We start from the raw sequence: 22,993 nt of genomic DNA on the forward strand, positions 1-22,993 counted from the left end.
CGGCCCCCGATTGGTCCCGGGAGCCGATCCGGGCCCCCAAAACCGCGCCGGGAGCCCGGATTTCCGCTGTTTCCGGCCGGTCCGGCGTCGTACGGCCGCCGATTTGTTGGTGGGCGAATCTTCCGGTAGAGTATTTACTCGTTGCCCCCCTAGCTCAGTGGTAGAGCGCGTTCTTGGTAAGAACGAGGTCACCGGATCGATTCCGGTGGGGGGCTCTGAATGAGGGCCTGTGTCAAGGCGGTTTTTGACCGGCTTAGCGCAGGTTTTCCTCATTTACGGCGGTGTAGCTCAGTTGGTTAGAGCGCACGACTCATAATCGTGAGGTCGGGAGATCGAGCCTCCCCACCGCTACAGACAAAACCCCCGGAATCATTGAGATTCCGGGGGTTTTTCTGTCTCCCCACTGTCAGTCATCGCTTCCCTTGTGCTTGTCGTCGCCGGGCTCGTTTTCGCCGTGTCCGCCGTGGTCGTCGCCCGGTTCGCTGGAGCCGGCAGGTGCCGGGGCGGGAACCGCGGTCCGGTCCTCGCCCGGTTCGCTGGAGCCGGCAGGTGCTGGGGCGGGGACCGCGTCCTCGGTGGCGGACGGACTCGGCGACGAGGCCGGGCTGCGGTCCTCGGTTCCGGACGTGCTGCCCGTGGATGTGGGGGAGCCGGAAGCGGCGGTGGTGGCGTTTTGCGGCAGGAGGACGGTATTGGCGGGGTTCGTTGTTCCGGCCGGTGAGCCGTTCAGGGTCTGGGCGTTGACTGCAAGGGCCGCGGATCCGGTGAGCAGGACACCGGCTGCCGTGAGGACGAGGACTGTTTTAGTTTTCATGTCTCCACCCTAGGAATCCGTGGGAAAGGACGGGTCTTGGGGAAATCCAAGAGTTGTCCAAGTTTGCGCCCCCGATCAGCCAACTCACGCGGATTGCGGCAGAATTCGCGGCAGGCAGGAACATAATCAAGTATGCAGATCCTGGTAGTGGAGGATGACGAATCAGTTGCCACCGGAGTCCTTGACGGACTGGGCCGGGCCGGCTTCGGGGCCAGCCACGTCGGAACGGGCGGCCAGGCCCTGGAGGTGGTCCGCGCGTCCAGTCCCGATTTTGTCCTTCTGGACCTGGGGCTGCCGGACATGGACGGCACCGATGTGTGCCGCGCCATTCGGGCGCTGACCTCGATTCCGATCATCGTGGTCAGTGCCCGGGATGAAGAGATCGACCGGGTGCTGGCGCTGGAACTGGGCGCCGATGACTATCTGGTCAAGCCGTTCGGGATGCGGGAACTCATCGCGAGGATCCGGGCGGTGGCGCGCCGCTCCGAAGAACGGCTCCCGGATGGCCGGCCCGGGACGGAGCTCAGCAGGACCATCGGCGGCCTGAGTATTGACCAGCGCTCGCGCCGCGTGCTCCTGGACGGAGCCGAGGTTTATCTGACCGCCAAGGAGTTCGAACTCCTGTATTTCCTGGCCGCCGACGCCGGCGCGGTGTTCGAGCGCCGGGAAATCCTGCGAGCGGTCTGGGACGGCGACTGGTACGGCACCACGAAGACCGTGGATGCCCACATCGCCGGGATCCGCAAAAAGCTCGGTGACCCCCGCTGGATCGAGGCTGTCCGCGGCGTCGGGTTCAGGCTCGGGGTGCCTGGATGAGATGGCGGCTGATCGGCGCCTTCATGCTCATCACCTTGCTGGTGGTCCTGGTCCAGGACATTCCGCTGGGAAACTATCTGGTCCGTGTAGAACGGGAGCGCCTCACCACGTCCCTTGAACGCGACGCTTTTCTCCTGGCCGGCCGGGCCGGCGAAGCATTGAAAGCCGGCGGTCCACTGCCTCCGGAAGTCACGGCCGACGTGCGCCGGTACGGGGAGGCGGGCGGGGCCCGTGTGGTGATCGTCGACGCCGTCGGGACGGCCGTGGCGACCTCGGACGACGATCAGGCGGCCACCGGATCGCCCTACAGTTCGCGGCCCGAGATCGCCTCCGCGCTGACCGGTCAGATCAACGCGGGCCAACGGTATTCCCAGACACTGGGCCTGGACCTGCTCTACGTCGCCGTTCCCGTCCTCAGCGGTGAGAAAATTTCCGGAGTCGTCCGGCTGACGTATCCGGCGTCGGTCGTGGCCGAACAGGTGAACGGCCAGCTGCGTACCATCTGGACCGTCGCCGGAACCACGGTACTGCTCGCCGGCATCCTGGCCTACGTCATGGCCGGCGCCGTGACCCGGAGACTCCAGCGGCTGCGGGACGCCACGGAACTGCTCGCCGACGGAAACCTGGACACCCGAACCGACGAAGGGGGCGCCCCCGAGATCAAAGCCCTCGCGGGTTCCTTCAACCGCATGGCGGACCGGATGAAACACCTGCTCGAGCAACAACGCGGCTTCGCTTCCGACGCCTCCCACCAGCTCCGCACCCCGCTGACGGGGCTGCGGCTCAGGCTCGAGAACGCCCACGACACGATCCCCGCCGACCCGGAAGCGGGCCGGACCATGGTGGCCGCCTCGCTGGAGGAGACGTACCGGCTGCAGCGCATCATCGACGGGCTGCTGTTGCTCAGCAAGGCCGAAGGCAGCCCGGCCGTGCCGGTCACCACCGACCTCGTCGAGGCAGCGAAGGCCCGCAAGGAACAATGGGAGGCCCTCGCCGAGGAGACCGGTGTGCGCCTGAGCCTGGACGGCCCGCCGGCGGCGGACATCCTGGTCCTGCCCGGGGCCGCCGAGCAAATCATCGACAACCTGATCGACAACGCCCTCGCCGTCGCCCCGCCGGGGTCACTGATCCAGCTCGTGGTCTCCCACGGTGAACAGCCAGGCACCATCGAACTGCACATCCTGGACGAGGGCCCCGGGCTTTCCCCGGAAGACTGCGAACGGGCATTTGGCCGTTTCTGGCGCGGCACCCAGGGCGGCGAGGGCAGCGGCCTCGGTTTGTCCATCGTGCACCAACTGGCCCGGGCCAGCGGGGCAGAAGCAACACTCAGGCCCAGGGCGCCCGGGTCCGCACCGGGCACCACCGGCCTGGACGCCTGCGTGCAATTCAGATCAGCCTAAAAATCAACGCCATCAGCGCAGCGCGGGCACGCCCGGACACCGGCTGAATCGTCTCCTGGTCAGCGGTGTGCCCTCCAACAACGCGAGCCCGTGACAAGCGGCACTTTTCGCCGTAGCTTTGCAGCAACTGACGGTTGGGGATATCAGTGGACCTTCTTGGCACCATCATGGCGCCGTTCAAATGGCTGGTATCAGCCATGATGGCGGGCTTCCATGACGGACTCAGCGCCATCGGCATGCCGGCGGCCAGCGGCTGGACCTGGACGCTGTCCATCATTGGGCTGGTGCTGGTGATCCGCGCCGCCCTGATCCCGGTGTTCCTCAAACAGGTCAACGTCCAGCAGCGCATGAGGCGGTTGCAGCCGGACCTGAAGAAGCTCCAGGACAAATACAAAGGCAAGACCGATCCGCTCTCCCGCCAGGCCATGGCGCAGGAACAGATGGCCCTGTACAAGGCGCACGGCACCAACCCGTTCTCCGCCTGCCTGCCCCTGCTGATCCAGATGCCCTTCTTCTTCGCGCTGTTCCAGATGCTGTCCGGCATCAGCGCCGCGGCCGGCCAGAGCGAAGCCGTCGGGGCCATGAGCCCCGAACAGGTCGCGCAGTTCGACGAGTCCACGATTTTCGGCGCCCCGCTCTCGGCCTCGCTGCTGCACGGCGTCGGCGGCAGCCAGCTCTCGGTGTGGATTCTCTCCATTGCGATGATCCTGGCCATGACGGCCTCGCAGCTCATCACGCAGCGGCAGATCATGGCCAGGAGCTTGTCCGGCGAGGCCGTGGCGACTCCGTTCATGGGCCCGCAAAAGGTGCTGCTGTACACCCTGCCGGTCGTCTTCGGTGTGGGCGGGATCGTGTTCCCCATCGGCGTCCTGATCTACTGGACCACCACCAACCTGTGGACCATGGGGCAGCAGTTCGCTGTCCGGTGGGACAGAATGGGACCATGACGCGCATCGCAATTATCGGCGGCCACGGCAAGGTGGCTTTGGAACTGTCCAGGATCCTCGCGGCGGAAGGGCACGGGGTGACCTCCTTTATCCGCAACCCGGACCATGCGGCCGACGTCGCGGCCACCGGCGCCACACCGGCGCTGCTGGACGTGGAGAACGCGACGACGGCGCAGATCGCCGGAGCCCTCCGCGGACACGACGCCCTGGTGTGGTCGGCCGGAGCCGGCGGCGGCAGCCCCGAACGGACCTACGCCGTGGACCGCGACGCCGCGATCCGTTCCATGGACGCTGCGGCGGAAGCCGGCGTCAGCAGGTACGTCATGGTGTCCTATTTCGGGGCCGGGCCGGACCACGGAGTCCCCGCGGACAACGGCTTCTTCGCCTACGCCGAAGCCAAGGCCGCGGCGGATGAGTACCTGCGCGGTTCAGGCCTTGACTGGACCGTCCTGGGCCCCGGGACGCTGACCGCGGGACCCGGCAACGGGATGATCGACGTCGACCCCGCCGACACGTCCGACGGCACCGAAACCGCCCGGGCCAACGTCGCCCTGGTGGCGGCGGCGGTCCTCGGGCTGCCGGCCACGATCGGGCGCACCATCGAGTTCCGGGACGGCACGCTCCCGCTCGCGGCAGCGCTGGAAACGTTGGGCTAGCCCAGGACTCTTCCCGATAGGGTAGTGGGGGCGGTCCGCGCATCCACCCGGGATGCCCCGGCCCGCCTCCGGGGAAAGCGGGCACATGGATCAGTTGGCACTCATCGTTGGACTTCTGCTGGCTACGGTGGGCGCTGTCGGTCTCGGAGAGAAGCTGCGGCTGCCCTACCCGGTGCTGATGCTGATCCTGGCCGTTGCCCTGACATTCATCCCCGGCTTCCCGGAGATCCAGATCCCGCCCGAGCTGATCCTGCCCATTTTCCTGCCCCCGCTGCTCTTCGCGACCGCGCAGCGCAGTTCGTGGGCTGTTTTCCGGGTCCGCTGGCGCACGTTGCTGATGCTTGCCGTCGCGCTCGTGGTGGTCTCGACGGCGGTGGTCGCGGGCGCGGCCTGGCTCATGATCCCGGGCATCGGCATACCGGCCGCGATCGCCCTGGGCGCCATGGTGGCCCCGCCCGATCCCGTGGCCGTGGACTCCATCGCCAGCCGGGTCCACATGCCGCGGCGGCTCATCAACGTGCTCCAGAGCGAGGGCCTGTTCAACGACGCCGCCGCCATCGTCATCTTCCAGGCGGCCGTGGCCGCCGCCGTCGCCGGCACCAAGATCGCCTCGGACGTTGTCCTCCAGTTTGTCCTGGGAGCTGCGATCGCGGTGGTTGTGGGGATCGGCATGGGCTGGCTCACGAGCCTGATCACCCGCCTGGTGACCTCCATGGTGGCCCGGAGCGCCGTCACCCTGGTGGTGCCGTTTGCCGCCTACATCCTGGCCGAGGAGGTGCACGCCTCCGGGGTGATCGCCGTCGTCGTCACCGCGCTGGAAATGCAGCGCCACTCCCGGCCCGGGGACGCCGCGGAGAGGGTCACCCGCACCGCGTTCTGGGACGTCGTGGAACTGCTGGTCACCGGCCTGGCGTTCGGGCTGGTGGGCCTGGAAGTACGGCAAGTCATCCACGACGAAGGCAGCGGCGTTTTCGGCATGGTCGGGACGGCTGCGGTGGTGTGCGTCCTGGTGTTCGCCGCACGCTTCGCCTGGCTGGCCATGATGTCCGGCCTCTCCCGGGCGAGGAAGGATGTTCTGCGCCCTACTTCGGCCAAGGACGTGCTGATACTCACGTGGTGCGGCATGCGCGGCCTGGCCACCCTGGCGCTGGCCCTGGCTCTTCCGCTGACCGTTGCGGACGGCACGCCGTTCCCGGCCCGCAGCGAGCTGCTGGTGATCGCCTGCGCCGTGCTGCTGGCCACCCTGGTGCTGCCCGGGCTGACGCTGCCGTGGCTCATGCGGGTCCTGAAGGCGTCCGAGGACGGTTCCGAAGAACGCGACGCCGCCCGCGTGTTGGCAAGCCGGGCGCAACAGGCAGCCATCGCGGCCCTGAAGGACAACGAGCTCATGAAGGAGCTGCCGGCGGATAAGGTGGCGCTCGTGAAGGAGAAAATGACCCGGCTGCACGCCGAGCTGCTGGACGGGAGCCTGCGGAATGAAAGCGCGGGGGAGCAGCGTAAGCGTGGCCGGGAACTGGCGATCGCGGTGCAGACGATCGCCCTCGATGCGGCCCGCCGGGAAGTCGTAGCGGCCCGGAACGAGCCGGGCATGGACCCGGAAGTCGCGGACCGGGTGCTGCGGCAGCTGGACCTGCGCACCATGATCATGCCGGACTAAGGCAACGGATCCGGGTCAGCCCCGCGCGGGGAGGGCCAGCTCCAAGGCATTCGCCTCGACGTAGTCCAGGGCGTGCCGGACCGCGCCCGCCGTGACGATCGCGTCGCCCAGGGGTGAGACTGTCACCCGCGGGGGAGTCGCGGTGAAGCGGGGAAGCAGCGCTGTGATGCCGGGCAGGAGCGCCCCGGCGGACTCGGCGACGGCGCCGCCGATCACCACCTGCTCGGGGTTGATCAGGCTCGCGATCGAGGCGATGACCCGGGCCATGCGCTCCGAAATCCGGTCCAGGATGGCCAGGGCCGCCGGGTCTCCCGCGGCCGCGTCCGCGAAGACGCGCGGCGCACTGGCAGGGCCGCCCGCGGAGGGTCCGCCGCCGGCCGCCGACCACTGCCGCACCAGGGCGGCGATGCCGTCGCTGGAGCCAACACCCTCCACCATGTCCAGATAGCCCATCTCGCCGGCGGCCCCGCCGCGGCCGTGGAGCAGGCGGCCGGATTCCATCACGCCGGCGCCGAGGCGTTCGCCGGCCAGGAGCACCACCAGATCATCCACGCCCACGCCGGACCCGCGCCAGCGCTCACCGAGCGCAGCCAGGTTGGCGTCGTTCTCCAGGAGCACGGTCCAGCCGTGCAGCTCCTTCAGCGCGGAGCGGAGCCCGACGTCGAACAGGCTCCAAAACCGCTGCGTCACCAGAACGTTGCCGTCGCGGTCCACCGGCGCTGCGATCCCGGCGCCGACGGCCAGGACCCTGCCCGGGTCAGCTCCCGCCGCTTCCAGCGCCTCGCGGCAGGCGAGATCGACGACGCCGATCCGCTCCTGCGCGGGGATGTCCGCCGCACGGAAGCTCCCGCTGGAACGGCCGATCACCGTGCCGCGGAGGTCGGCCACGGCGGCGGTGGTGGTCGCGGCACCAATGTCCAGGCCCAACACGAAACCCGCTTCCCGGTTGAAGGTAAAGCGCCGGGCCGGCCGGCCCTTCCGCGGACTGGCAGGGTCTGCGGGCTGGTCCTGCTCCACGATCCAGCCCCGGCCGATCAGATCCTCGCAGACAGCAATCACCGAGGCCCGGGTCAGCCCGGTCAGTGCCATCAACTCGGTTCCGGTGGCCACATCGGCGCCGCGGATGTGGCGCAGCACGGCCTGGGCGTTGACGCGGCGCAGCAGCTGCGGCGTGGCGGCGGCTGCGTGCGGCATCACTTCTTGACCTCTTCTGTCCCCGGAGCCATAATTGTTCAGGCAATATATTTAGCTTGTATCTAAATTACCAGAAGCCCTCCCAGACCCGAAGGAATCTCCTTTGACCAACACCGCCACGCTGGCAACCCTGTCCGGTTCCGATCTCGCCGCCGACCCCAACTGGTGGCGCCAGGCATCGGTGTACCAGATCTACCCGCGGAGCTTTTCGGACTCCAACGGTGACGGACTGGGCGACATCAAGGGCATCACCGCCAAGGTCCCGTACCTGAAGGAACTCGGGATCGACGCCGTCTGGCTCTCCCCGTTCTACCCCTCGGCGCTCGCCGACGGAGGCTACGACGTCGACGACTACCGCGACGTGGACCCCAAGCTCGGCACCCTGGCGGACTTCGACGAGATGTCCGCCGCGCTGCACGCCGCCGGCATCAAGCTCATCGCCGACATCGTCCCCAACCACTCCTCGAACCGGCACGAGTGGTTCCAGGAGGCCCTGGCCTCCCCGCGCGGCTCCGCCGCCCGCGAGCGCTACATCTTCCGCGACGGCCTCGGCGAAAACGGCGAACTCGCGCCGTCGGACTGGGAATCCGTCTTCGGCGGCCCCGCCTGGGAGCGCATCACCGAGCCCGACGGCACGCCCGGGCAGTGGTACATGCACATCTTCGCCAAGGAACAGCCGGACCTGAACTGGGCCAGCCGGGAAATCCGCGACGACTTCCTCAAGACGCTCCGCTTCTGGTCCGACCGCGGCGTGGACGGCTTCCGCGTCGACGTCGCCCACGCGCTGACCAAGGACCTCACCGAGCCGCTGATCTCCAAAGTGGAGCTCAGTGCCGCCAACACCGGAACGGACGGCTTCCCGGACGGCTCGCACCCGTTCTGGGACCGCGATGAAGTCCACGAGATCTACGCCGAATGGCGCGAGGTGTTCAACGAGTACAACCCGCCGCGCACCGCCGTCGCCGAGGCTTGGGTGCACGCCACCCGCCGCGCCCGTTACGCCAGCCCGGAGGGCCTGGGCCAGGCGTTCAACTTCGACCTCCTGCAGGCCGACTTCGCCGCAGGCGAGTTCCGCGAAATCATCGCCCGGAACCTCGCCGAGGCCACCGAGTCCGGGGCCTCCTCCACCTGGGTTTTCTCCAACCACGACGTCGTCCGCCACGCCACCCGCTACGGCCTGCCCCAGGGCGGCGGCAAGCACGCCCAGGGCCAGGACGGCAAGGGCTGGCTGCTGGCCGGCGCCCCCGTCGAGGAGCTCGACGTCGAACTCGGCCTGCGCCGGGCCCGCGCCGCGACCTTGCTGATGCTGGCCCTGCCGGGATCGGCCTACCTGTACCAGGGCGAGGAACTGGGCCTGCAGGAAGTCACGGAGATCCCCGACGCCGAGCGCCAGGACCCCACCTTCTTCCGGAACAAGGGCGTGGAGATTGGCCGCGACGGCTGCCGCGTGCCCCTGCCCTGGGCCCCGGAGGGCACCTCGTTCGGCTTTGGCGCCGGCGGGGCACACCTGCCGCAGCCGGCCTGGTTCAGCCGCTACGCGGTGGCAGCCCAGGACGGCGTGGAAGGGTCCACCCTCGAGCTCTACCGCACGGCCCTGAAGCTGCGCCGCGAACTGCAGACCTCGGAGGAACTGCAGTGGCAGGAATCCGGCAGCGCCGACGTCCTGCGCTTCAGCCGTCCCGGCGGCTGGCAGACGGTGACCAACTTCGGCGACGCGCCGGTTGACCTGCCGGCCGGCGAGGTGCTGGTCAGCAGCGGCCCGCTGGATGGCGGGCAGCTGCCGGCCAACACCGCCGTCTGGCTGCGGTGAGCCCCGCACCGCAGGCTTCGCCCGGCACGCCCGCCGGCGCCGGGAACCTTCCCCAGGAACTCGTCTACGGCTGCATGGGCCTGGGCGGCGACTGGTCGGCCGAGCCGTACTCGTCCGCGCACGTGGACGAGGCGGCCGCGGCCGTCGAAGCCGCCCTGAACGCGGGCATCACACTGTTCGACCACGCGGACATCTACACCAACGGCAAGGCCGAAGCCGTCTTCGGCGAGGTCCTGGCCCGCACCGCCGGGCTGCGGGAGGAAATCCGGCTGCAGACCAAGTGCGGCATCCGGCTCAACGAGCAGGGCCTGGAGGCCTACTACGACCTCAGCCGGGACGGCATCCTGGAGCGGGTCAACGAAAGCCTGGCCCGGCTCCGGACGGACTACGTCGACGTGCTCATGCTGCACCGCCCGGATCCCCTGATGGATCCGGCGGAGGTGGCCTCCGCCGTCGGGCAGCTCATGGCCGAAGGCAAGGTGCGGGCCGTGGGCGTGTCCAACATGTCGGGCCCGCAGATCGAGATGCTGCAGGACCGGCTCGAGGTTCCCGTGGTGGGCAACCAGCTCGAAATGAGCCTGCTGAAACGGGCGTGGCTGGAAAGCACAGTGCTCGTCAACCATGCCGAGGGCACGGACTACAGCTTCCCGCACGGGACCGTCGAGCACTGCGTCCGGAACGGCATCCGTCTGCAGGCATACGGGTCGCTGGCCCGCGGCCTCTACACCGGGGCGCCGGCGGCCGCTCGGACGCCGGCCGAGGAGGCCGCCACCTCCCTCGTGGCCGCCCTGGCCGCCGAGAAGGGGACCACGGGGGAAGCGATCGTGCTCGGCTGGCTCATGAGGCACCCTGCAGGGATTGCGCCCGTGATCGGCACCGCGAACCCGGACCGGATCCTCGCCTGCGCCGGAGCCGCCGAGGCCGCCGCGGCGATGACCCGCGCCGAGTGGTACGGGCTCTGGGTCGCGGCCCGGGGAAGCAACATCCCCTAGCCTGTCCGTCCCACCCAACTGGCCGGCAGCCGAGGCCGTTGGGAGCCCGAAAACGGCTTCTGCTGCCGGCCAGCTGGGTGTGGACGTGATTTTGGTCGTAATGGTCGCCGCTGAGGGCCGGATCGCTTAGCGGCAAGTGCCCCCGGGCGACTAGCGTAGATGCATGACCTCTACCACCACCGCCGAATCACTTCGGCCCCAACGCAACATCCCGGCCGACATCGCCCGCTCCTGGCTGCTGGTTAACGCGATGAAGACCGATCTCTTCGACCAGTCCGCCGTCTCCCGGGCCGATGCGATCATCCTCGACATCGAAGACGCGGTGGACCCCTCGCAGAAGGACGCCGCCCGCGCCAACGTCGTGAACTGGCTGACCGCCGGCGGCAGCGCGTGGGTCCGGATCAACGACGCCACCAGCCCGTTCTGGGCCGACGACCTCGCCGGCCTGCGCGGCACCCCCGGCCTGCTGGGCATCATGCTGGCCAAAACCGAATCGGCCGACCAGGTCACGGAGAGCTTCCACCGGATGGACGGCAAGACCCCGGTGATCCCCCTGGTCGAGTCCGCCGTCGGCATCGAGGAAGCCAACAACATCGCCAAGGCCCAGGGCGCCTTCCGCCTGGCCTTCGGCTCGGGCGACTTCCGCCGCGACACCGGCATGGCGGCCACCGCGGAAGCCATGGCCTACCCCCGCGCCAAGCTCGTTGTGGCCAGCCGCGTGGGCAACCTCCCCGGCCCCATCGACGGCCCCACCGTCGGCACGAACCACCCGATCCTGCGCGAACAGACCGGCATCACGGTGATGATGGGGATGACCGGGAAGCTCTGCCTCGCAATCGACCAGACGCCGGTCATCAACGAGGTCATCAGCCCCACCCCGTCCGACGTCGCCTGGGCCACGGACTTCATGGCCGACTTCGAAGCCAACGGCCGCGTCATCCGGGACGGCTCCGACCTTCCGCGCCTGGGCCGGGCCGAGAAGATCATGAAGCTCGCGGTAGCCTTTGGCGTGCAGCCGGCCCTTTAGCCGCCACACCACTCGAGGAGACCCCGTGACCGATACCCGCTATCTGGTGCACGGGGTCTTTTGGGATGCTCCGGCGCCCGGGCCCGCCGCAGCGTCCGGCGGCAGGCCGCCGGCGATGCGCCTGCAGGACCCTGGCGGCGCCCTCACCGCAGTGACGCTCGACGCCGGCACCCGCCTCGGTTTCCGGCTCGCCGCCGCGGGGAAACAGTGCCTTGGGCATCACTTGGTGCACGGACCCGCGGACCGGGACCACGTCCTGTGCCCGGACCGGGCTCCCGCCGCCAGGGGCAGCCAGTGCGGGCGGTGCTTCGTCCTGGATGAATTCCGGCTGATCCATGACTTCCACCGCGGCGGCCGGGTCCCGCCGGGCCTGCGCGCGTACCTGATGCAGCCGCACTGGCTCTACGTCGCCACCTTCGCCAACGGGGCCAGCAAGGTCGGCACCGCGTCCCACCGGCGCAAATGGAACCGGCTCGCCGAGCAGGGCGCCGTCGTCGCCCGGTACGTCGCCCGTGCCGAGGACGGCCGCGTGGTCCGCCTCCTTGAAGACATGATCACGCGCGAGGCCGGGCTGCCGCAGCAGGTCCGCGCTGCCGCCAAGGCCGCTGCGCTGCTCGCCCCGGCAGCCGCCGTCGACCTCGACGCCCTGAACGGACGGCTGGCAGGGGAGGCCCGGACCCTGATTGCCGGTGCCGGCGGGGAGGGCTTCGCGGTGGTGGATGAGCGGTGGGCCCGGCCGGAACTCTCCGCGAAGGCCTGCGCCCCGGCCGCCCGGCATGCTTATCCGCACGACCTGGCGGCCGGAGCGCACGGGTTCCGGATCGACGCGCTGAGCGGCAGCATTGCCCTCGCGGCGCTGGATGGCAGCGGACTGGAATTCGTGGTGAACCTGGGCCAGCTCAAGGCCCGGGTGATCGAACTCGGTGACCACGGCTCGGATGTCCCGGCCGTGCAGGAAGCCTTGTTCTGACGCTGGAATTGCCCCGCGGCGCGCAAATTACCGGGCGCGCCCGTTTCCCGCGTCGGCAGGCAATTTGAGTGTCGCCAGGAATTTTGCGGCTCGCGGTGTCGTCCGGCCGTCCCGGTAGACTGGCACGGTGCTGAATGAATTCTGGGCCACCGCGTCAACCGCCTACAAGGTGATCGTCTTCAGCGCCATGGGCCTGATCGCCCTCGGCATCATCCTCAGCGTGGTGGGCAACAGCACCGGCAACCAGCCCCTTGCCCTCGCCTCACTGGCAGTGATCGGACTCGGCCTGGTCCTGCACATTGCCGGGCTTGTGGTCCGCGGCCAGGCGATCCGGAAAAACCTCAAGCGCTAGCGGCCGCGTTCCGCACCACATGGCTCCGGGCATGCTCCACCGCGTCCGGGAGGGATGTGAACAGGTGCTTGTGATGCCGCAGTGAGCGGATGACCCCCACATTGGTCACGAGCTCCAGATGCTGCGGCTGGACCCCCTTCAGCAGGACCGTGACCCCGCGCAGCTCCAGCGCGGAGACCACCTCAACGAGCATGTGGGCGCCCGTGGCGTCCAGCATCCGCAGCTGGGACAGCCGGATGACGGCCACCTGGATGTCCCTGACCTGGCTGATCTCCTGCAGGACCCGCTCCGCTGCACCGAAGAACATGGCCCCGTCCAGCCGGAAGATGGCGATGTGCTCGTCGCCCGGAACAGGCGGCCCCGGGATGTCCTCGCGCCGGACCCCGCTCAGGGAAGCGAATGTCCGCAGCGTGAACACGGCGGCCGCGGCGAGTCCGATCTGGATGGCCACAATGAGGTCGAAGGCGACGGTAATGAGGGCGGTGACCACGAAGACCGCGGCGTCGGCCCGGGTGGAGCGCAGGATCGCCGTCACGGTGTGCCGCGAGACCATGCGGACGGCCGTGACCATGAGGATGCCGGCCAGCGCCGCCAGCGGGATCCTGCCGACAAGCCCCGCCGCCAGGTAGATGATGGCCAGCAGCACCAGGGCGTGCACCACCGCGGAGAGCCGGGTCTTGGCCCCGGAACGGACGTTCACGGCGGTCCGGGCGATCGCGCCCGTGGCGGGCATGCCGCCGAAGAATCCGGCAGCGATCGAGGCCAGCCCCTGGCCGGTGAGCTCCCGGTCCGGGCTGTACGCGCCGGACGGACGGCCGTCGGGGCCGACCATGCCGGCGGCCACCCGGGCCGAGAGCAGGGATTCGATGGCGGCGAGCGTCGCGATGGACACGGCCGGCATCAGCAGGCCTCCCAGCGCGGCCGGATCGACAGAGGGCATCGAGGGCGCCGGCAGGGAGTGCGGAAGCGCGCCGATCCGCGGTATGTCCAGCGCCAGCATCTCCGACGCCGCAGTGGTGAGCAGCACTGCGATCAGGCTCGCGGGCAGGGCCTTGTTCAGCCTGGGCAGCAGGTACATCACGGCCGCGACGCATGCCACCACCGCGAGCGTTTCCAGCACGGTCGGCATGGTGGCCTGCGACGCGCTCTCGACGGCGGCCAGGAGGGTGTTGTGGCCCGGCGTTCCCTCGGTGCCCGTGGCCAAGGGAACCTGCTGGAGGAAAATGATGGCGGCGATACCGAGTGTGAAACCCTCCACGACCGGCCACGGGATGAACGCGACGGCCCGGCCCAGCCCGCTGGCGCCCAGGACCACGACCAGCAGCCCGGCCAATACAGAGACCAGGGCAATGCTGCCGACGCCGTGGACGGCGACCACCGGGGCCAGGACCACCACCATGGCGCCGGTCGGGCCAGAGACCTGGACGTTGGATCCGCCCATGACGGCGGCGACAAGTCCTGCCACCACTGCGGTGATGAGTCCGGCCTCCGCCCCGACCCCGGAACTGACCCCGAAGGCCAGGGCCAGGGGGAGCGCCACAATGCCAACCGTGATGCCGGCGAACAGGTCCGTCTTCCAGGCGAACCTCAAGAGCTCGTAGTCGCGGCGGGACGGCACAAACCGGGCGAAGCGTCCCCGTGCCGTGGCAGATGTCGTCGCCGGGTCTGCTGCCTGGGCCGCGCTCACGTTGCCGTGGCGTCGAGGTGGCCGGTACTGTCGGCGTCGCCCGCGCGGTCGAGGTGGCCTGCCGGCAGCTCCTGCGCTATCCGGAGCTGTTCGCTGGAACCGGCGAGGGTGTCCAGCAGGAAGACCCGGGCAATCGCGAGCAGCTCCTTGATCTTGGGATGAGCCAGCCGGTAGGTCACGACATTCGCCGTCCGGACCGACGTCACCACACCGTGCCGGCGCAGCGTGCCCAGATGCTGGGACAGGTGCGAGGGCTCCAGCCCCGTCTCGGCGAGCAGGTAACTGACCGGCGCCGTATTGTCCGGCGCGGCCGCCAGAAGCTCGAGGATCCGGATTCGGGCCGGGTGCGCCAGAGCTTTGAACAGGTTGGCCTTGATTTCATACAGGGGGGTCTGCGCGGCGGAGATCATGGCGGGGAAACACTTTCTCGCATCCGTTCGCGGCGCGGTGCGGCGGCGCCCTCGGCGATTCGGATTGATGGATTGATGTTTTCATCATATCGCGCCGGTCAAGACCCGCCGGAGCGCCCGTCTGTGCCCGTCCGGTTCCCGGCGCGGACCCGTCACGAAGCCGGCCGGCCCGGGGCGTGGCGATAGGCTGGAACCATGACTATCAATCCGGACCTGCAGGGGCGCAGCTACCCTGCCGCAGAGGTGTATGACGTCGGCCGCGAGAAGATCCGCGAGTTCGCGCGCGCGGTCAAGGCCACCCACCCTGCCCACTTCGATGTTGCCGCCGCCGAGGCGCTGGGTCACAGGGACCTCGTGGCGCCGCCGACCTTCGCCATTATCGTCGCGCAGCGCGCTGACGCGCAGCTGATCGAGGATCCGGAATCCGGGATCGACTTCTCCCGCGTGGTCCACGCCGATCAGCGGTTCACGCACCACCGCCCGATCGTCGCGGGCGACCGGTTGGTCGCCGAACTGCACGTCGACGGCGTCCGCGCCATGGGCGGCGGGGCCATGATCACCACCCGCTCGGAAATCTTCGCGCTTGCCCCCGGCGATGCCACCGACGCCGCTGGCGTCCGGGAGCCGGTCGCCACCACCACCTCGTCCATCCTGGTCCGCGGAGAGGGACAGTAGCCATGAGCATCGACATCGCAGAACTCACGGTCGGCCAGGACATCGGCAGCCGCAGCATTACCGTCACCCGCACCGACCTCGTCAAGTACGCCGGCGCATCCGGTGACTTCAACCCGATCCACTGGAACGAGGCCTTCGCCACGGGCGTCGGCCTGCCCGGCGTGATTGCCCACGGCATGTTCACCATGGGCGCCGCCGTCCAGCTTGTGACCGACTGGGCCGGCGATCCCGCCGCCGTCGTCGACTTCCAGACCCGCTTCACCAAGCCGGTGCCGGTCGATGACACGACGGGGACCCCGGAGGCCGGTGCCGTGATCGAGGTCAGCGGCGCCATCGGAGCGATCGACGCCGACGCCGGCACCGCCCGCGTCGACCTCACGGTCGTCTCGGCCGCCCAGAAGGTCCTCGTCAAGGCCCAGGCCGTCGTCAGGCTGGCCTAGCCCATGGCGCTGCTGTGACCCGCGCTGCTTTAACCAAGAAAGGTTTCGTTCCGGCCCCCGAGATCACGCACTGGCGAAACGCCGTGGTGGTGGCCTACGCCGCGAGCGGAATCGCTTTTTCCACCTGGGTGTCCCGGCTGCCGGCCATCCGCGACGGTCTGGACCTGACCCCGGGCACGATCGGGCTGCTCCTGCTCTGCATGACGGCGGGATCCTTCGTGTCCGTGTCCGCCTCGGGCCTGATTGTCCTTCGCCTTGGCTCCAAGCGCACCATCCGGATCGGCAGCATCATGGTCGGATTCGGGCTGGCGCTGGCAGGCTTCGGCACCTCGGTGCTCGCCAGCCCGGTGGCGGTTGCCGCGGGTCTGGCAATCATCGGGCTGGGCACCGCCAGCTGGAACACCGCGTCCAACGTCGAAGGGGCGGCGGTGGAACGCGCCGTCCGGCGGCACATCATGCCCCGGCTGCACGGCTCCTTCAGCCTGGGCACTGTTGCGGGCGCCGGGCTGGGCGCCTGGGCTGCCGCCGCCGGGATCCCCGTCTTCCTGCACCTGGCCGTGGTGGGCCTGCTGGTGGCCGGCTCGGTGACCACCGCGGCGGCCTGGTTCCGGGCGGACATCACGCCCCTCGAGGCAGAGCGGCCCTTCAAGGCGTCCGGGACAGACACCTTCGAGGATCCTTCCACCGGGCCCATCCCGATCGTCCGGCAGGCGGACGCGGTCCCGGAGCCGCCGCTGGACAACAAACGCCTCATTGCCCAGGCCTGGCGTGACAGGCGCACCCTGCTGCTGGGCGTGCTGGTCCTCGGGCTGGCCCTGGCCGAAGGAGCTGCGGGGGACTGGGTGGCGCTGGCGCTGGCCGACGGCCACGGTCAAACCGACGCCGCCGGAGCTGCCGGGTACGGGCTGTTCGTCACCTTCATGACCATCGGCCGCTTCGCCGGCACCCTGGTCCTGGACCGCTTCGGCCGGGTCCCGGTGATGCGCTGGTGCGCCGCGCTGGCGGTTCTGGGCCTCGGCCTGTTCGTCTTCGCCCCGGTACCGTGGCTGGCCTACGTGGCCCTGGCCATCTGGGGACTCGGCGCGTCCCTGGGCTTCCCGGTCGGCATGTCCGCCGCGGCCGACGACCCCGTCAAGGCCGCCGCGCGGGTGTCCGTGGTGTCCACGATCGGCTACGGAGCGTTCCTGTGCGGGCCGCCGCTGCTGGGCCTGCTGGCCGAGCACGTCGGCATTCTCCACTCGCTGCTGGGCGTCATGGTGATGCTGATCGTCAGTTTCCTGCTCTCCCCGGTGGCCCGCAAACTCGCCGCGCCCGTACCCGTGCCGGGACAGTACAGCTAGCCAGGTGCCGCCAGTACCGGCTTAGCCGGGCGGATGATCCCGGCTAGGCTGGTCAGGTGACCCAGATCCAGCTCTCCGCCCTGACCACCTCCGCCGTCGGCGGCCCCGCCGGCAGCTATATCGAGGCCCGCACCGAGGCCGAGATCATCGACGCCGTGCGCACCGCGGACGCCGCCGGCCAGTCCCTGCTGATCATCGGCGGCGGCTCCAACCTGTTGGTGTCCGACGCCGGGTTCCCCGGCACGGTGCTGAAGATCGCCTCGGAGGGGTTCACCGTCGACGCCGAGGACTCCTGCGGCGGCGTGGCGGTGGTGGTCCAGGCCGGCCACAACTGGGACGCCTTCGTTGAACACGCCGTGAAGCATGCCTGGTCCGGCGTCGAAGCACTCTCCGGGATCCCCGGTGCCACGGGCGCCACCCCCGTGCAGAACGTCGGCGCCTACGGGGCCGACGTCTCCCAGACGATCGCCGTCGTGCGCACCTGGGACCGGGAACGCAACGCGGTGAAGACCTTCACGAATTCCGAACTCAAGTTCGGCTACCGGGACTCCATCCTGAAGCAGACCACCGTCAACGGCTCACCGCGCTATGTGGTGCTCACCGTGGAGTTCCAGCTCCCGCTCGGCCGGAAGAGCGCCCCGGTCCGCTACGCCGAACTCGCCCGGGTGCTCGGCGTCGAGCAGGGCCAGCGCGCCTACTCCACCGACGTCCGGCGCGAGGTGCTGCGGCTCCGGGCGTCCAAGGGCATGGTCTGGGACGCGGACGACCGTGACACCTACTCCACGGGATCCTTTTTCACGAACCCGATCGTGGCCGAGGACGTCGCGGCACGGCTGCCGCAGGAGGCCCCGCGGTACCCCGCCGGTGCGGACGGGCTGACCAAGCTCTCGGCGGCGTGGCTGATCGACCAGGCCGGGTTCGCCAAGGGCTTCGGCCTGGACCCGGACAGCGTCTCGGGCGGCCGGGCCTCGCTGTCCACCAAGCACACCCTTGCCATCACCAACCGGGGAGGGGCGAGCGCGGCGGACATGCTGGCCGTCGCGCGCGAGGTCCGCCACGGCGTCGTCGAACGTTTCGGCATTGAACTGCACCCGGAGCCGCTGCTGATCGGCGTCGATCTCTAGGGAAAATCCGGCCCAGGGAAAGGGCCGCCGCCCGGGCACGGCCGGGGGCAGCGCCGGCCCGGCCTTGCCGCGCCCCGGCTACGGTTCCGTGTGGCGGGGTGCCACCTTGCTGAAAAGCATGAAGGTGAAACCGGAGGCCGCGGCCCCGAGCAGGAAGACCTGGCAGAACGCCACGGACTGGACGCTGGGCCCGCTTTGCAGCACCAGTCCGGCGCACGCAAACGCCACGGCGCCGGCGAGGAACGCCAGGGAGCCGAGCAGGAAGGCCTGTACGGTGGCCGGAAATTCGCCGCCATAGTCGAGCTGGAGCTCCCGGCCCTGCGGGGCGATGCTTCCGTGCTTCACGGCCGCCTGCACCCGTGCCTGAGACCGTGCCCGCGGCTGCAACGCCGCGGCCGTGACGAAGCTGGCCACGGACACCGCCATGGACGAGGCGGCCACCAGCTGCAGGGTGCTCATCATGGGCGAGAGCCGGGTACCGCTGGCGATGGCGACGGCGAGCCCGGCAGCCATGCCGGCGGCGCTGGACGCCCAGCCCAGCAGGGCCAGCTTCCGGCACAGGGGCCGCAGCAGCGGCCACACCTCACTCATAGTCATGATTCAAGGGTAGGGAAGCCTGCTGGATGGCGGCTGGGAACAGCCGGGCAACAACCCGACAGGCAGCACACGCGACTTACCATGGTTCCATGGCAGCAGTGACGGGCGTCCGCCGGCTTGGCCCCGGAATCATCGGCAGGCTGCGGCTCGCCGCCCAGGGACTGCTGGGACCGGGGTTTCAGTCCGTCCCCGACGCCGTCCGCGGCATGACTGCGATGCAGGCCCAGGACCTGCAGGCCGTGCTCTGGGCCGTCGGCCAGCGCGTGCCGGGTTCCCGCGCCGAAGACGTACGCGGGGCGCTGGACCGGGCGGAGATCGTCCGTTCCTGGCCAATGCGCGGCACCTTGCACGTGCTGGCGCCCGAGGACTTGAAATGGATGCTGGCCATCACCTCCGACCGGCTGATCCAGGGCCTGGCCCGGCGCCACCGGGAGCTCGAGATCACGGCCGCGGACGTCGACGCCGCCGCGGCAACTGCCCTGCAGCTGGTCTCCGGAGGAGCTGCCAGCCGGGCGGAGCTGTTCCAGGCCTTCGAACGGGCGGGCCAGTCCACGGCGGGCCAGCGCGGCATCCATCTGCTCGGGATCCTGTGCCAGCGGGGGTTGCTGGTGCAGGGTCCGCTGGCCGGCAACCAGCAGCTGGTCGTGGCCTTCGGCGACTGGATCACCGAGTCGCGGACCCTGGACCGTTCCGACGGCATCGCCGAGTGGCTGCTGCGCTACCTTCGCAGTCACGGCCCCGCCACGGAACGTGATTTTGCCTGGTGGGCCGGCATTCCGCTGACGGAAACCCGGGCCGCCCTGGCCCGGGTGTCGGACCAGCTGGCGGAACTGGAGTTTGAGGGGACCAGCTACTGGCTCTCTGCAGAGACAGCCGCGCTGCTCGACGACGGCGTCCCCGGTCAGCGCACGGTGCTGGCGCTGCCGGGGTTCGACGAATTCCTGCTCGGCTACGCGGACCGGTCCCTCGTGCTGCCGCCGGAGCACGCCGACAAGATCGTCCCCGGCGGCAACGGCGTGTTCAAGAAGACCATTGTGGCCGGCGGCGGCGTGATCGGCACCTGGGCCGGGCCGCCGGGCCGCAGGGGAGCCGGCGTCGTGCCTGAACCCTTCGACGTCGTTAACGGGCTGCGGCCTGCAGCCCAAAAGTCTTTTGGGCTGCAGGCCGCGAAATACCGCAGATTCCTTGGCGCCTGAACAGGCGCCGGAAAAGGTGCCTGAAGGGGTGTCTGAACGTATGCCTGTAGGGTGTCCCGGACGGGCTCCTACAGGTTTCCGGTGGCGATGCGGAGCATGCGCCGCAGCGGCTCCGCGGCGCCCCACAGCAGCTGGTCGCCCACCGTGAACGCGCTGATGTACTGCGGACCCATCTCGAGCTTGCGGATCCGGCCCACCGGAATGTCCAGGGTGCCGGACGCCGCCACGGGCGTGAGCTCGGCCATTGAGGCTTCCTTGGTGTTTGGCACCACGCGGGCCCACTGGTTGTCCGCGTCCACGAGCTTCTCGATCTCGGCGATCGGGAGGTCCTCGCGCAGCTTCAGTGTCAGGGCCTGGGAGTGGGAGCGCATCGCACCGATCCGGATGCACAGGCCGTCCATGACGACGCGGTTCGCGGCGGAGGTGCCAAGGATCTTGTTCGTCTCCACCCCGGCCTTCCATTCCTCCTTGGACTGGCCGTTGCCGAGGTCCGCGTCGATCCAGGGGATCAGCGAACCGGCCAGCGGAACGCCGAACTGTGTGGCGTCGATGCCGGCGCGCTGGTGTGCCAGGACCTTGCGATCGATCTCGAGGATCGCCGACGCCGGGTCGTCCAGTTCGGTGCTGACCTCGGCGTTGAGGCTGCCGAACTGGTTCAGCAGTTCACGCATGTGGCGTGCCCCGCCGCCGGAGGCCGCCTGGTACGTCATGGACGTGCCCCATTCGACCAGGTCGTTCTTGAAGAGCCCGCCCAGGCCCATCAGCATGCAGGACACGGTGCAGTTGCCGCCGACGTAGTCCTTGACCCCGCCGGAGAGGCCGGCGTCGATGACGTCCCGGTTGATGGGGTCCAGCACGATGATGGAATCCTCATTCATGCGCAGCGTGGAGGCGGCATCGATCCAGAGGCCGTCCCAGCCGCGGCTGCGGAGCTCGCCGTGGACCTGCTTGGTGTAGTCCCCGCCCTGGGCGGTGACAATAATGGGCAGCTTCGCCAGGGTCTCGAGGTCGAACGCGTCCTCAAGCTTGCCGGCGGCGCCCGCAGCGGCGCCGGCCAGGGCCGGGGCGGCACCGCCCGCGTTCGAGGTGGAGAAGAAGACCGGGTTGATGTTGGCGAAGTCGCCCTCATCCTGCATGCGCTGCATGAGGACGGAACCGACCATGCCACGCCAACCAACCAGGCCGACGGACGGGGTAGCTGCTGTAGTCATGGGCCCAGTTTAGACTTCACGGCCCGCCCGGCGCAGTCGGTTACGTCACGCGTTATAGTCGCCGCGGGGCTCTTCCAGCAGCGCCGCCTTGCGCCGGCGCAGCGCGAAAACCGCCCCGAACGTGAAGACCTGGGTCACCACCACCAGCACGATCGCCCCGAGGATCTTGTTGCCGCCCAGGATCATGGTCAGCCCCACGACCGCGGAGAGCAGTGCGAGCAGGGGCAGGAGCATGTACCCCAGGACAAAGAGTGTTTCTGGCTTCCTCAGCATTACTTGGCCTCCGTCCGGCGCCACAGCGTGATCCGGTAGCGGGTGCCGTTGGCGGAGGTCAGCCAGCCGTTGGCCGGGAGGCTGGCCGAGACGGTCCAGTCGTAGCCGAGTTCCGGAGCGAAGGTGTCCCCTTCGGCGTTGGCGTCGATGGTGGTGACGACGGCGACGTCGGCAAGGTCCAGGGACTGGGCAAAGATTTCGCCGCCGCCGATGATCCACACGGTCTCATGGCCGGCCACGAACTGGGATTCGAGCAAGGCGTCATCGAGCGACGCGACGGCGACGGCGCCTTCCGCGCCCGGGGTGTCCTGCCAGGTGGCCTGGCGGGTGATGACGATGTTCGTCCGGCCGGGCAGGGGGCGGTACTTGTCCGGGAATGATTCCCAGGTCTTGCGTCCCATGATGACCGGGTGGCCGGTGGTGAGGCGGCTGAAGTGCGACATGTCCTCGGGCAGGTGCCACGGCATGTCACCGGCCTTGCCGATCACCCCGGTGCTGGTCTGGGCCCAGACGAGCCCGAGGCCAGTGGTGGACGCTCGGAGTTGTTCCGTGAAATCGCCGGGCTGCACGCCCGCGGTGTTGTCGTTGCTCATACGGCTATCGGGGCCTTAATCGTCGGGTGGTGCTGGTAGCCGACCACCTCGAAGTCCTCGAGGGTGTAGTCGAAGATGGAGTCCGGCTTTCGGGTGATGTTCAGCTGGGGGTAGTCGTAGGGCTCGCGGGCGAGCTGCTTGAGGACCTGGTCCATGTGGTTGTCGTAGATGTGGACATCCCCGCCGGTCCAGACGAATTCGCCCGGTTCCAGGCCGGTCTGCTGCGCGATCATGCGTGTCAGCAGGGCGTAGGACGCGATGTTGAAGGGCACGCCCAGGAAGGTGTCCGCCGACCGCTGGTACAGCTGGCACGAAAGCTTGCCGTCCGCCACGTAGAACTGGAAGAACGCGTGGCACGGGGGCAGGGCCATGTCCTTGAGTTCGGAGACGTTCCAGGCCGAGACGATGTGCCGGCGCGAATCCGGGTTGGACTTCAGGTTCTCGATGAGCTCGGCGATTTGGTCGATGTGGCCGCCGTCGGGCGTGGGCCAGGAACGCCACTGGACCCCGTAAACGGGACCGAGTTCGCCGTCGGCGTCGGCCCATTCGTCCCAGATGGTGACGCCCTGGTCCTGCATCCATTTGACGTTCGTGTCGCCGCGGAGGAACCAGAGCAGCTCCACCGCTACGGACTTGAAATGCACCCGCTTGGTGGTGATCAGCGGGAAGCTCGTGCTCAAGTCAAAGCGGAGCTGGCGGCCAAAAACGCTCAGGGTGCCGGTGCCGGTGCGGTCCGATTTGTGCGTGCCGTGCTCGAGGACGTCGCGCAGGAGGTCTTCATAGGGCGTAGGGATGCTCACCGTTCCAGTCTA

General features: G+C 69.1%; 24 protein-coding genes and 2 tRNA genes. 17 read left to right on the forward strand and 9 right to left on the reverse strand.

Annotated features, from left to right (window positions below; genetic code table 11):
• The first annotated feature begins 143 nt into the window (after window positions 1–143).
• Both AC1DGD_RS01265 and AC1DGD_RS01270 read left to right on the forward strand, forming a co-directional pair.
• Window positions 144–215: transfer RNA gene (locus AC1DGD_RS01265), tRNA-Thr, on the forward strand.
• Between the two features lie 62 nt (window positions 216–277).
• A tRNA-Met gene (locus AC1DGD_RS01270) sits at window positions 278–351 on the forward strand.
• Window positions 352–406: 55 nt separating this feature from the next.
• Here AC1DGD_RS01270 and AC1DGD_RS01275 read toward each other — a convergent pair.
• Entirely contained in the window at window positions 407–814 is a 408-nt protein-coding gene (locus AC1DGD_RS01275; protein ID WP_476851342.1) for a hypothetical protein, read from the reverse strand.
• 132 nt (window positions 815–946) lie between these two features.
• Between AC1DGD_RS01275 and AC1DGD_RS01280 the strand changes: the two genes are divergently transcribed.
• The 5 genes from AC1DGD_RS01280 to AC1DGD_RS01300 all read left to right on the forward strand — a co-directional run bounded on the left by AC1DGD_RS01280 (window position 947) and on the right by AC1DGD_RS01300 (window position 6,290).
• Window positions 947–1,630 carry a response regulator transcription factor gene (locus AC1DGD_RS01280; RefSeq protein WP_476855659.1) on the forward strand — a complete coding sequence of 228 codons (684 nt, stop codon included), beginning with the start codon at window positions 947–949 and terminating at the stop codon, window positions 1,628–1,630.
• Entirely contained in the window at window positions 1,627–3,030 is a 1,404-nt protein-coding gene (locus tag AC1DGD_RS01285; protein WP_476855660.1) for a sensor histidine kinase, read from the forward strand. The genes AC1DGD_RS01280 and AC1DGD_RS01285 overlap by 4 nt, the downstream gene beginning before the upstream one ends.
• Window positions 3,031–3,176: 146 nt before the next feature.
• Entirely contained in the window at window positions 3,177–3,977 is an 801-nt protein-coding gene (gene yidC / locus AC1DGD_RS01290; protein WP_476855661.1) for a membrane protein insertase YidC, read from the forward strand.
• Window positions 3,974–4,633 carry an NAD(P)H-binding protein gene (locus AC1DGD_RS01295; protein ID WP_223913773.1) on the forward strand — a complete coding sequence of 220 codons (660 nt, stop codon included), beginning with the start codon at window positions 3,974–3,976 and terminating at the stop codon, window positions 4,631–4,633. Before yidC ends, AC1DGD_RS01295 begins: the two co-directional genes overlap by 4 nt.
• A gap of 85 nt (window positions 4,634–4,718) precedes the next feature.
• On the forward strand, window positions 4,719–6,290 hold the full coding sequence (locus AC1DGD_RS01300; protein ID WP_028276506.1) for a Na+/H+ antiporter: 1,572 nt from the start codon (window positions 4,719–4,721) through the stop codon (window positions 6,288–6,290).
• Window positions 6,291–6,305: 15 nt separating this feature from the next.
• Here the strand turns inward: AC1DGD_RS01300 and AC1DGD_RS01305 are convergent, their stop codons facing one another.
• On the reverse strand, window positions 6,306–7,484 hold the full coding sequence (locus AC1DGD_RS01305; protein ID WP_476855784.1) for an ROK family transcriptional regulator: 1,179 nt from the start codon (window positions 7,482–7,484) through the stop codon (window positions 6,306–6,308).
• 103 nt (window positions 7,485–7,587) lie between these two features.
• Between AC1DGD_RS01305 and AC1DGD_RS01310 the strand changes: the two genes are divergently transcribed.
• The 5 genes from AC1DGD_RS01310 to AC1DGD_RS01330 all read left to right on the forward strand — a co-directional run bounded on the left by AC1DGD_RS01310 (window position 7,588) and on the right by AC1DGD_RS01330 (window position 12,635).
• Window positions 7,588–9,294 (forward strand): glycoside hydrolase family 13 protein, encoded by a 1,707-nt coding sequence (locus AC1DGD_RS01310; protein ID WP_476855662.1) that lies wholly within the window; start codon window positions 7,588–7,590, stop codon window positions 9,292–9,294.
• A complete protein-coding gene (locus AC1DGD_RS01315; protein ID WP_476855663.1) occupies window positions 9,291–10,286 on the forward strand; it encodes an aldo/keto reductase in 996 nt (331 codons plus the stop codon). The genes AC1DGD_RS01310 and AC1DGD_RS01315 overlap by 4 nt, the downstream gene beginning before the upstream one ends.
• 163 nt (window positions 10,287–10,449) lie before the next feature.
• A complete protein-coding gene (locus tag AC1DGD_RS01320; protein ID WP_223913776.1) occupies window positions 10,450–11,313 on the forward strand; it encodes an HpcH/HpaI aldolase/citrate lyase family protein in 864 nt (287 codons plus the stop codon).
• 25 nt (window positions 11,314–11,338) lie between these two features.
• The gene (locus AC1DGD_RS01325; RefSeq protein WP_476855664.1) at window positions 11,339–12,283 is read left to right on the forward strand and encodes a DUF2797 domain-containing protein; all 945 of its coding nucleotides are present in this window, start codon (window positions 11,339–11,341) and stop codon (window positions 12,281–12,283) included.
• Between the two features lie 127 nt (window positions 12,284–12,410).
• Window positions 12,411–12,635 carry a DUF3188 domain-containing protein gene (locus AC1DGD_RS01330; RefSeq protein WP_476855665.1) on the forward strand — a complete coding sequence of 75 codons (225 nt, stop codon included), beginning with the start codon at window positions 12,411–12,413 and terminating at the stop codon, window positions 12,633–12,635.
• Here the strand turns inward: AC1DGD_RS01330 and AC1DGD_RS01335 are convergent.
• Both AC1DGD_RS01335 and AC1DGD_RS01340 read right to left on the reverse strand, forming a co-directional pair.
• A complete protein-coding gene (locus AC1DGD_RS01335) occupies window positions 12,625–14,322 on the reverse strand; it encodes a SulP family inorganic anion transporter (protein ID WP_476855666.1) in 1,698 nt (565 codons plus the stop codon). The genes AC1DGD_RS01330 and AC1DGD_RS01335 overlap by 11 nt on opposite strands.
• A complete protein-coding gene (locus tag AC1DGD_RS01340; RefSeq protein WP_230008289.1) occupies window positions 14,319–14,732 on the reverse strand; it encodes an ArsR/SmtB family transcription factor in 414 nt (137 codons plus the stop codon). The genes AC1DGD_RS01335 and AC1DGD_RS01340 overlap by 4 nt, the downstream gene beginning before the upstream one ends.
• Before the next feature lie 195 nt (window positions 14,733–14,927).
• On the opposite strand from AC1DGD_RS01340, the gene AC1DGD_RS01345 reads away from it, so the two are divergent.
• From AC1DGD_RS01345 to AC1DGD_RS01360, 4 genes are read left to right on the forward strand one after another with little or no spacing between them, the layout of a single operon-like run.
• Window positions 14,928–15,407 (forward strand): FAS1-like dehydratase domain-containing protein, encoded by a 480-nt coding sequence (locus tag AC1DGD_RS01345; RefSeq protein ID WP_476855667.1) that lies wholly within the window; start codon window positions 14,928–14,930, stop codon window positions 15,405–15,407.
• A gap of 2 nt (window positions 15,408–15,409) precedes the next feature.
• Window positions 15,410–15,847: a MaoC family dehydratase gene (locus tag AC1DGD_RS01350; protein WP_476855668.1), complete on the forward strand. Its 438-nt coding sequence runs from the start codon at window positions 15,410–15,412 to the stop codon at window positions 15,845–15,847.
• A 14-nt stretch (window positions 15,848–15,861) separates the two neighbouring features.
• Entirely contained in the window at window positions 15,862–17,187 is a 1,326-nt protein-coding gene (locus tag AC1DGD_RS01355) for an MFS transporter (protein WP_476855669.1), read from the forward strand.
• Between the two features lie 56 nt (window positions 17,188–17,243).
• A complete protein-coding gene (locus AC1DGD_RS01360; RefSeq protein ID WP_476855670.1) occupies window positions 17,244–18,311 on the forward strand; it encodes a UDP-N-acetylmuramate dehydrogenase in 1,068 nt (355 codons plus the stop codon).
• Between the two features lie 78 nt (window positions 18,312–18,389).
• Here AC1DGD_RS01360 and AC1DGD_RS01365 read toward each other — a convergent pair whose 3' ends face one another.
• Window positions 18,390–18,908, reverse strand: a complete 519-nt coding sequence (locus AC1DGD_RS01365) for a hypothetical protein (RefSeq protein ID WP_476855671.1) — start codon at window positions 18,906–18,908, stop codon at window positions 18,390–18,392.
• An 89-nt stretch (window positions 18,909–18,997) separates the two neighbouring features.
• Between AC1DGD_RS01365 and AC1DGD_RS01370 the strand changes: the two genes are divergently transcribed.
• A complete protein-coding gene (locus AC1DGD_RS01370) occupies window positions 18,998–20,104 on the forward strand; it encodes a winged helix DNA-binding domain-containing protein (protein ID WP_476855672.1) in 1,107 nt (368 codons plus the stop codon).
• 68 nt (window positions 20,105–20,172) lie between these two features.
• Here AC1DGD_RS01370 and asd read toward each other — a convergent pair whose 3' ends face one another.
• Genes asd through AC1DGD_RS01390 form a run of 4 tightly spaced genes read right to left on the reverse strand, consistent with a single transcriptional unit; the run spans window position 20,173 to window position 22,981 of the window.
• Entirely contained in the window at window positions 20,173–21,315 is a 1,143-nt protein-coding gene (gene asd, locus AC1DGD_RS01375) for an aspartate-semialdehyde dehydrogenase (RefSeq protein ID WP_230007393.1), read from the reverse strand.
• A gap of 45 nt (window positions 21,316–21,360) precedes the next feature.
• Window positions 21,361–21,588 (reverse strand): NF038396 family protein, encoded by a 228-nt coding sequence (locus tag AC1DGD_RS01380; protein ID WP_028276519.1) that lies wholly within the window; start codon window positions 21,586–21,588, stop codon window positions 21,361–21,363.
• Window positions 21,588–22,181, reverse strand: coding sequence for a dihydrofolate reductase (locus tag AC1DGD_RS01385; protein ID WP_476855673.1), 594 nt, complete (start codon window positions 22,179–22,181; stop codon window positions 21,588–21,590). Before AC1DGD_RS01385 ends, AC1DGD_RS01380 begins: the two co-directional genes overlap by 1 nt.
• On the reverse strand, window positions 22,178–22,981 hold the full coding sequence (locus tag AC1DGD_RS01390) for a thymidylate synthase (RefSeq protein WP_230007391.1): 804 nt from the start codon (window positions 22,979–22,981) through the stop codon (window positions 22,178–22,180). The genes AC1DGD_RS01385 and AC1DGD_RS01390 overlap by 4 nt, the downstream gene beginning before the upstream one ends.
• Window positions 22,982–22,993: the final 12 nt, after the last annotated feature.

The organism is Arthrobacter sp. 05T45 (genome assembly GCF_056395875.1).

Coding starts and splice junctions, on each gene's coding strand:
- AC1DGD_RS01320 (WP_223913776.1), top strand. CDS start 10,450: ATGACCTCTACCACCACCGCCGAATCACTTCGGCCCCAACGCAACATC.
- AC1DGD_RS01275 (WP_476851342.1), bottom strand. CDS start 814: ATGAAAACTAAAACAGTCCTCGTCCTCACGGCAGCCGGTGTCCTGCTC.
- AC1DGD_RS01280 (WP_476855659.1), top strand. CDS start 947: ATGCAGATCCTGGTAGTGGAGGATGACGAATCAGTTGCCACCGGAGTC.
- AC1DGD_RS01345 (WP_476855667.1), top strand. CDS start 14,928: ATGACTATCAATCCGGACCTGCAGGGGCGCAGCTACCCTGCCGCAGAG.
- AC1DGD_RS01385 (WP_476855673.1), bottom strand. CDS start 22,181: ATGAGCAACGACAACACCGCGGGCGTGCAGCCCGGCGATTTCACGGAA.
- AC1DGD_RS01380 (WP_028276519.1), bottom strand. CDS start 21,588: ATGCTGAGGAAGCCAGAAACACTCTTTGTCCTGGGGTACATGCTCCTG.
- AC1DGD_RS01295 (WP_223913773.1), top strand. CDS start 3,974: ATGACGCGCATCGCAATTATCGGCGGCCACGGCAAGGTGGCTTTGGAA.
- AC1DGD_RS01300 (WP_028276506.1), top strand. CDS start 4,719: ATGGATCAGTTGGCACTCATCGTTGGACTTCTGCTGGCTACGGTGGGC.
- asd (WP_230007393.1), bottom strand. CDS start 21,315: ATGACTACAGCAGCTACCCCGTCCGTCGGCCTGGTTGGTTGGCGTGGC.
- AC1DGD_RS01285 (WP_476855660.1), top strand. CDS start 1,627: ATGAGATGGCGGCTGATCGGCGCCTTCATGCTCATCACCTTGCTGGTG.
- AC1DGD_RS01350 (WP_476855668.1), top strand. CDS start 15,410: ATGAGCATCGACATCGCAGAACTCACGGTCGGCCAGGACATCGGCAGC.
- AC1DGD_RS01340 (WP_230008289.1), bottom strand. CDS start 14,732: ATGATCTCCGCCGCGCAGACCCCCCTGTATGAAATCAAGGCCAACCTG.
- AC1DGD_RS01370 (WP_476855672.1), top strand. CDS start 18,998: ATGGCAGCAGTGACGGGCGTCCGCCGGCTTGGCCCCGGAATCATCGGC.
- AC1DGD_RS01305 (WP_476855784.1), bottom strand. CDS start 7,484: ATGCCGCACGCAGCCGCCGCCACGCCGCAGCTGCTGCGCCGCGTCAAC.
- AC1DGD_RS01365 (WP_476855671.1), bottom strand. CDS start 18,908: ATGACTATGAGTGAGGTGTGGCCGCTGCTGCGGCCCCTGTGCCGGAAG.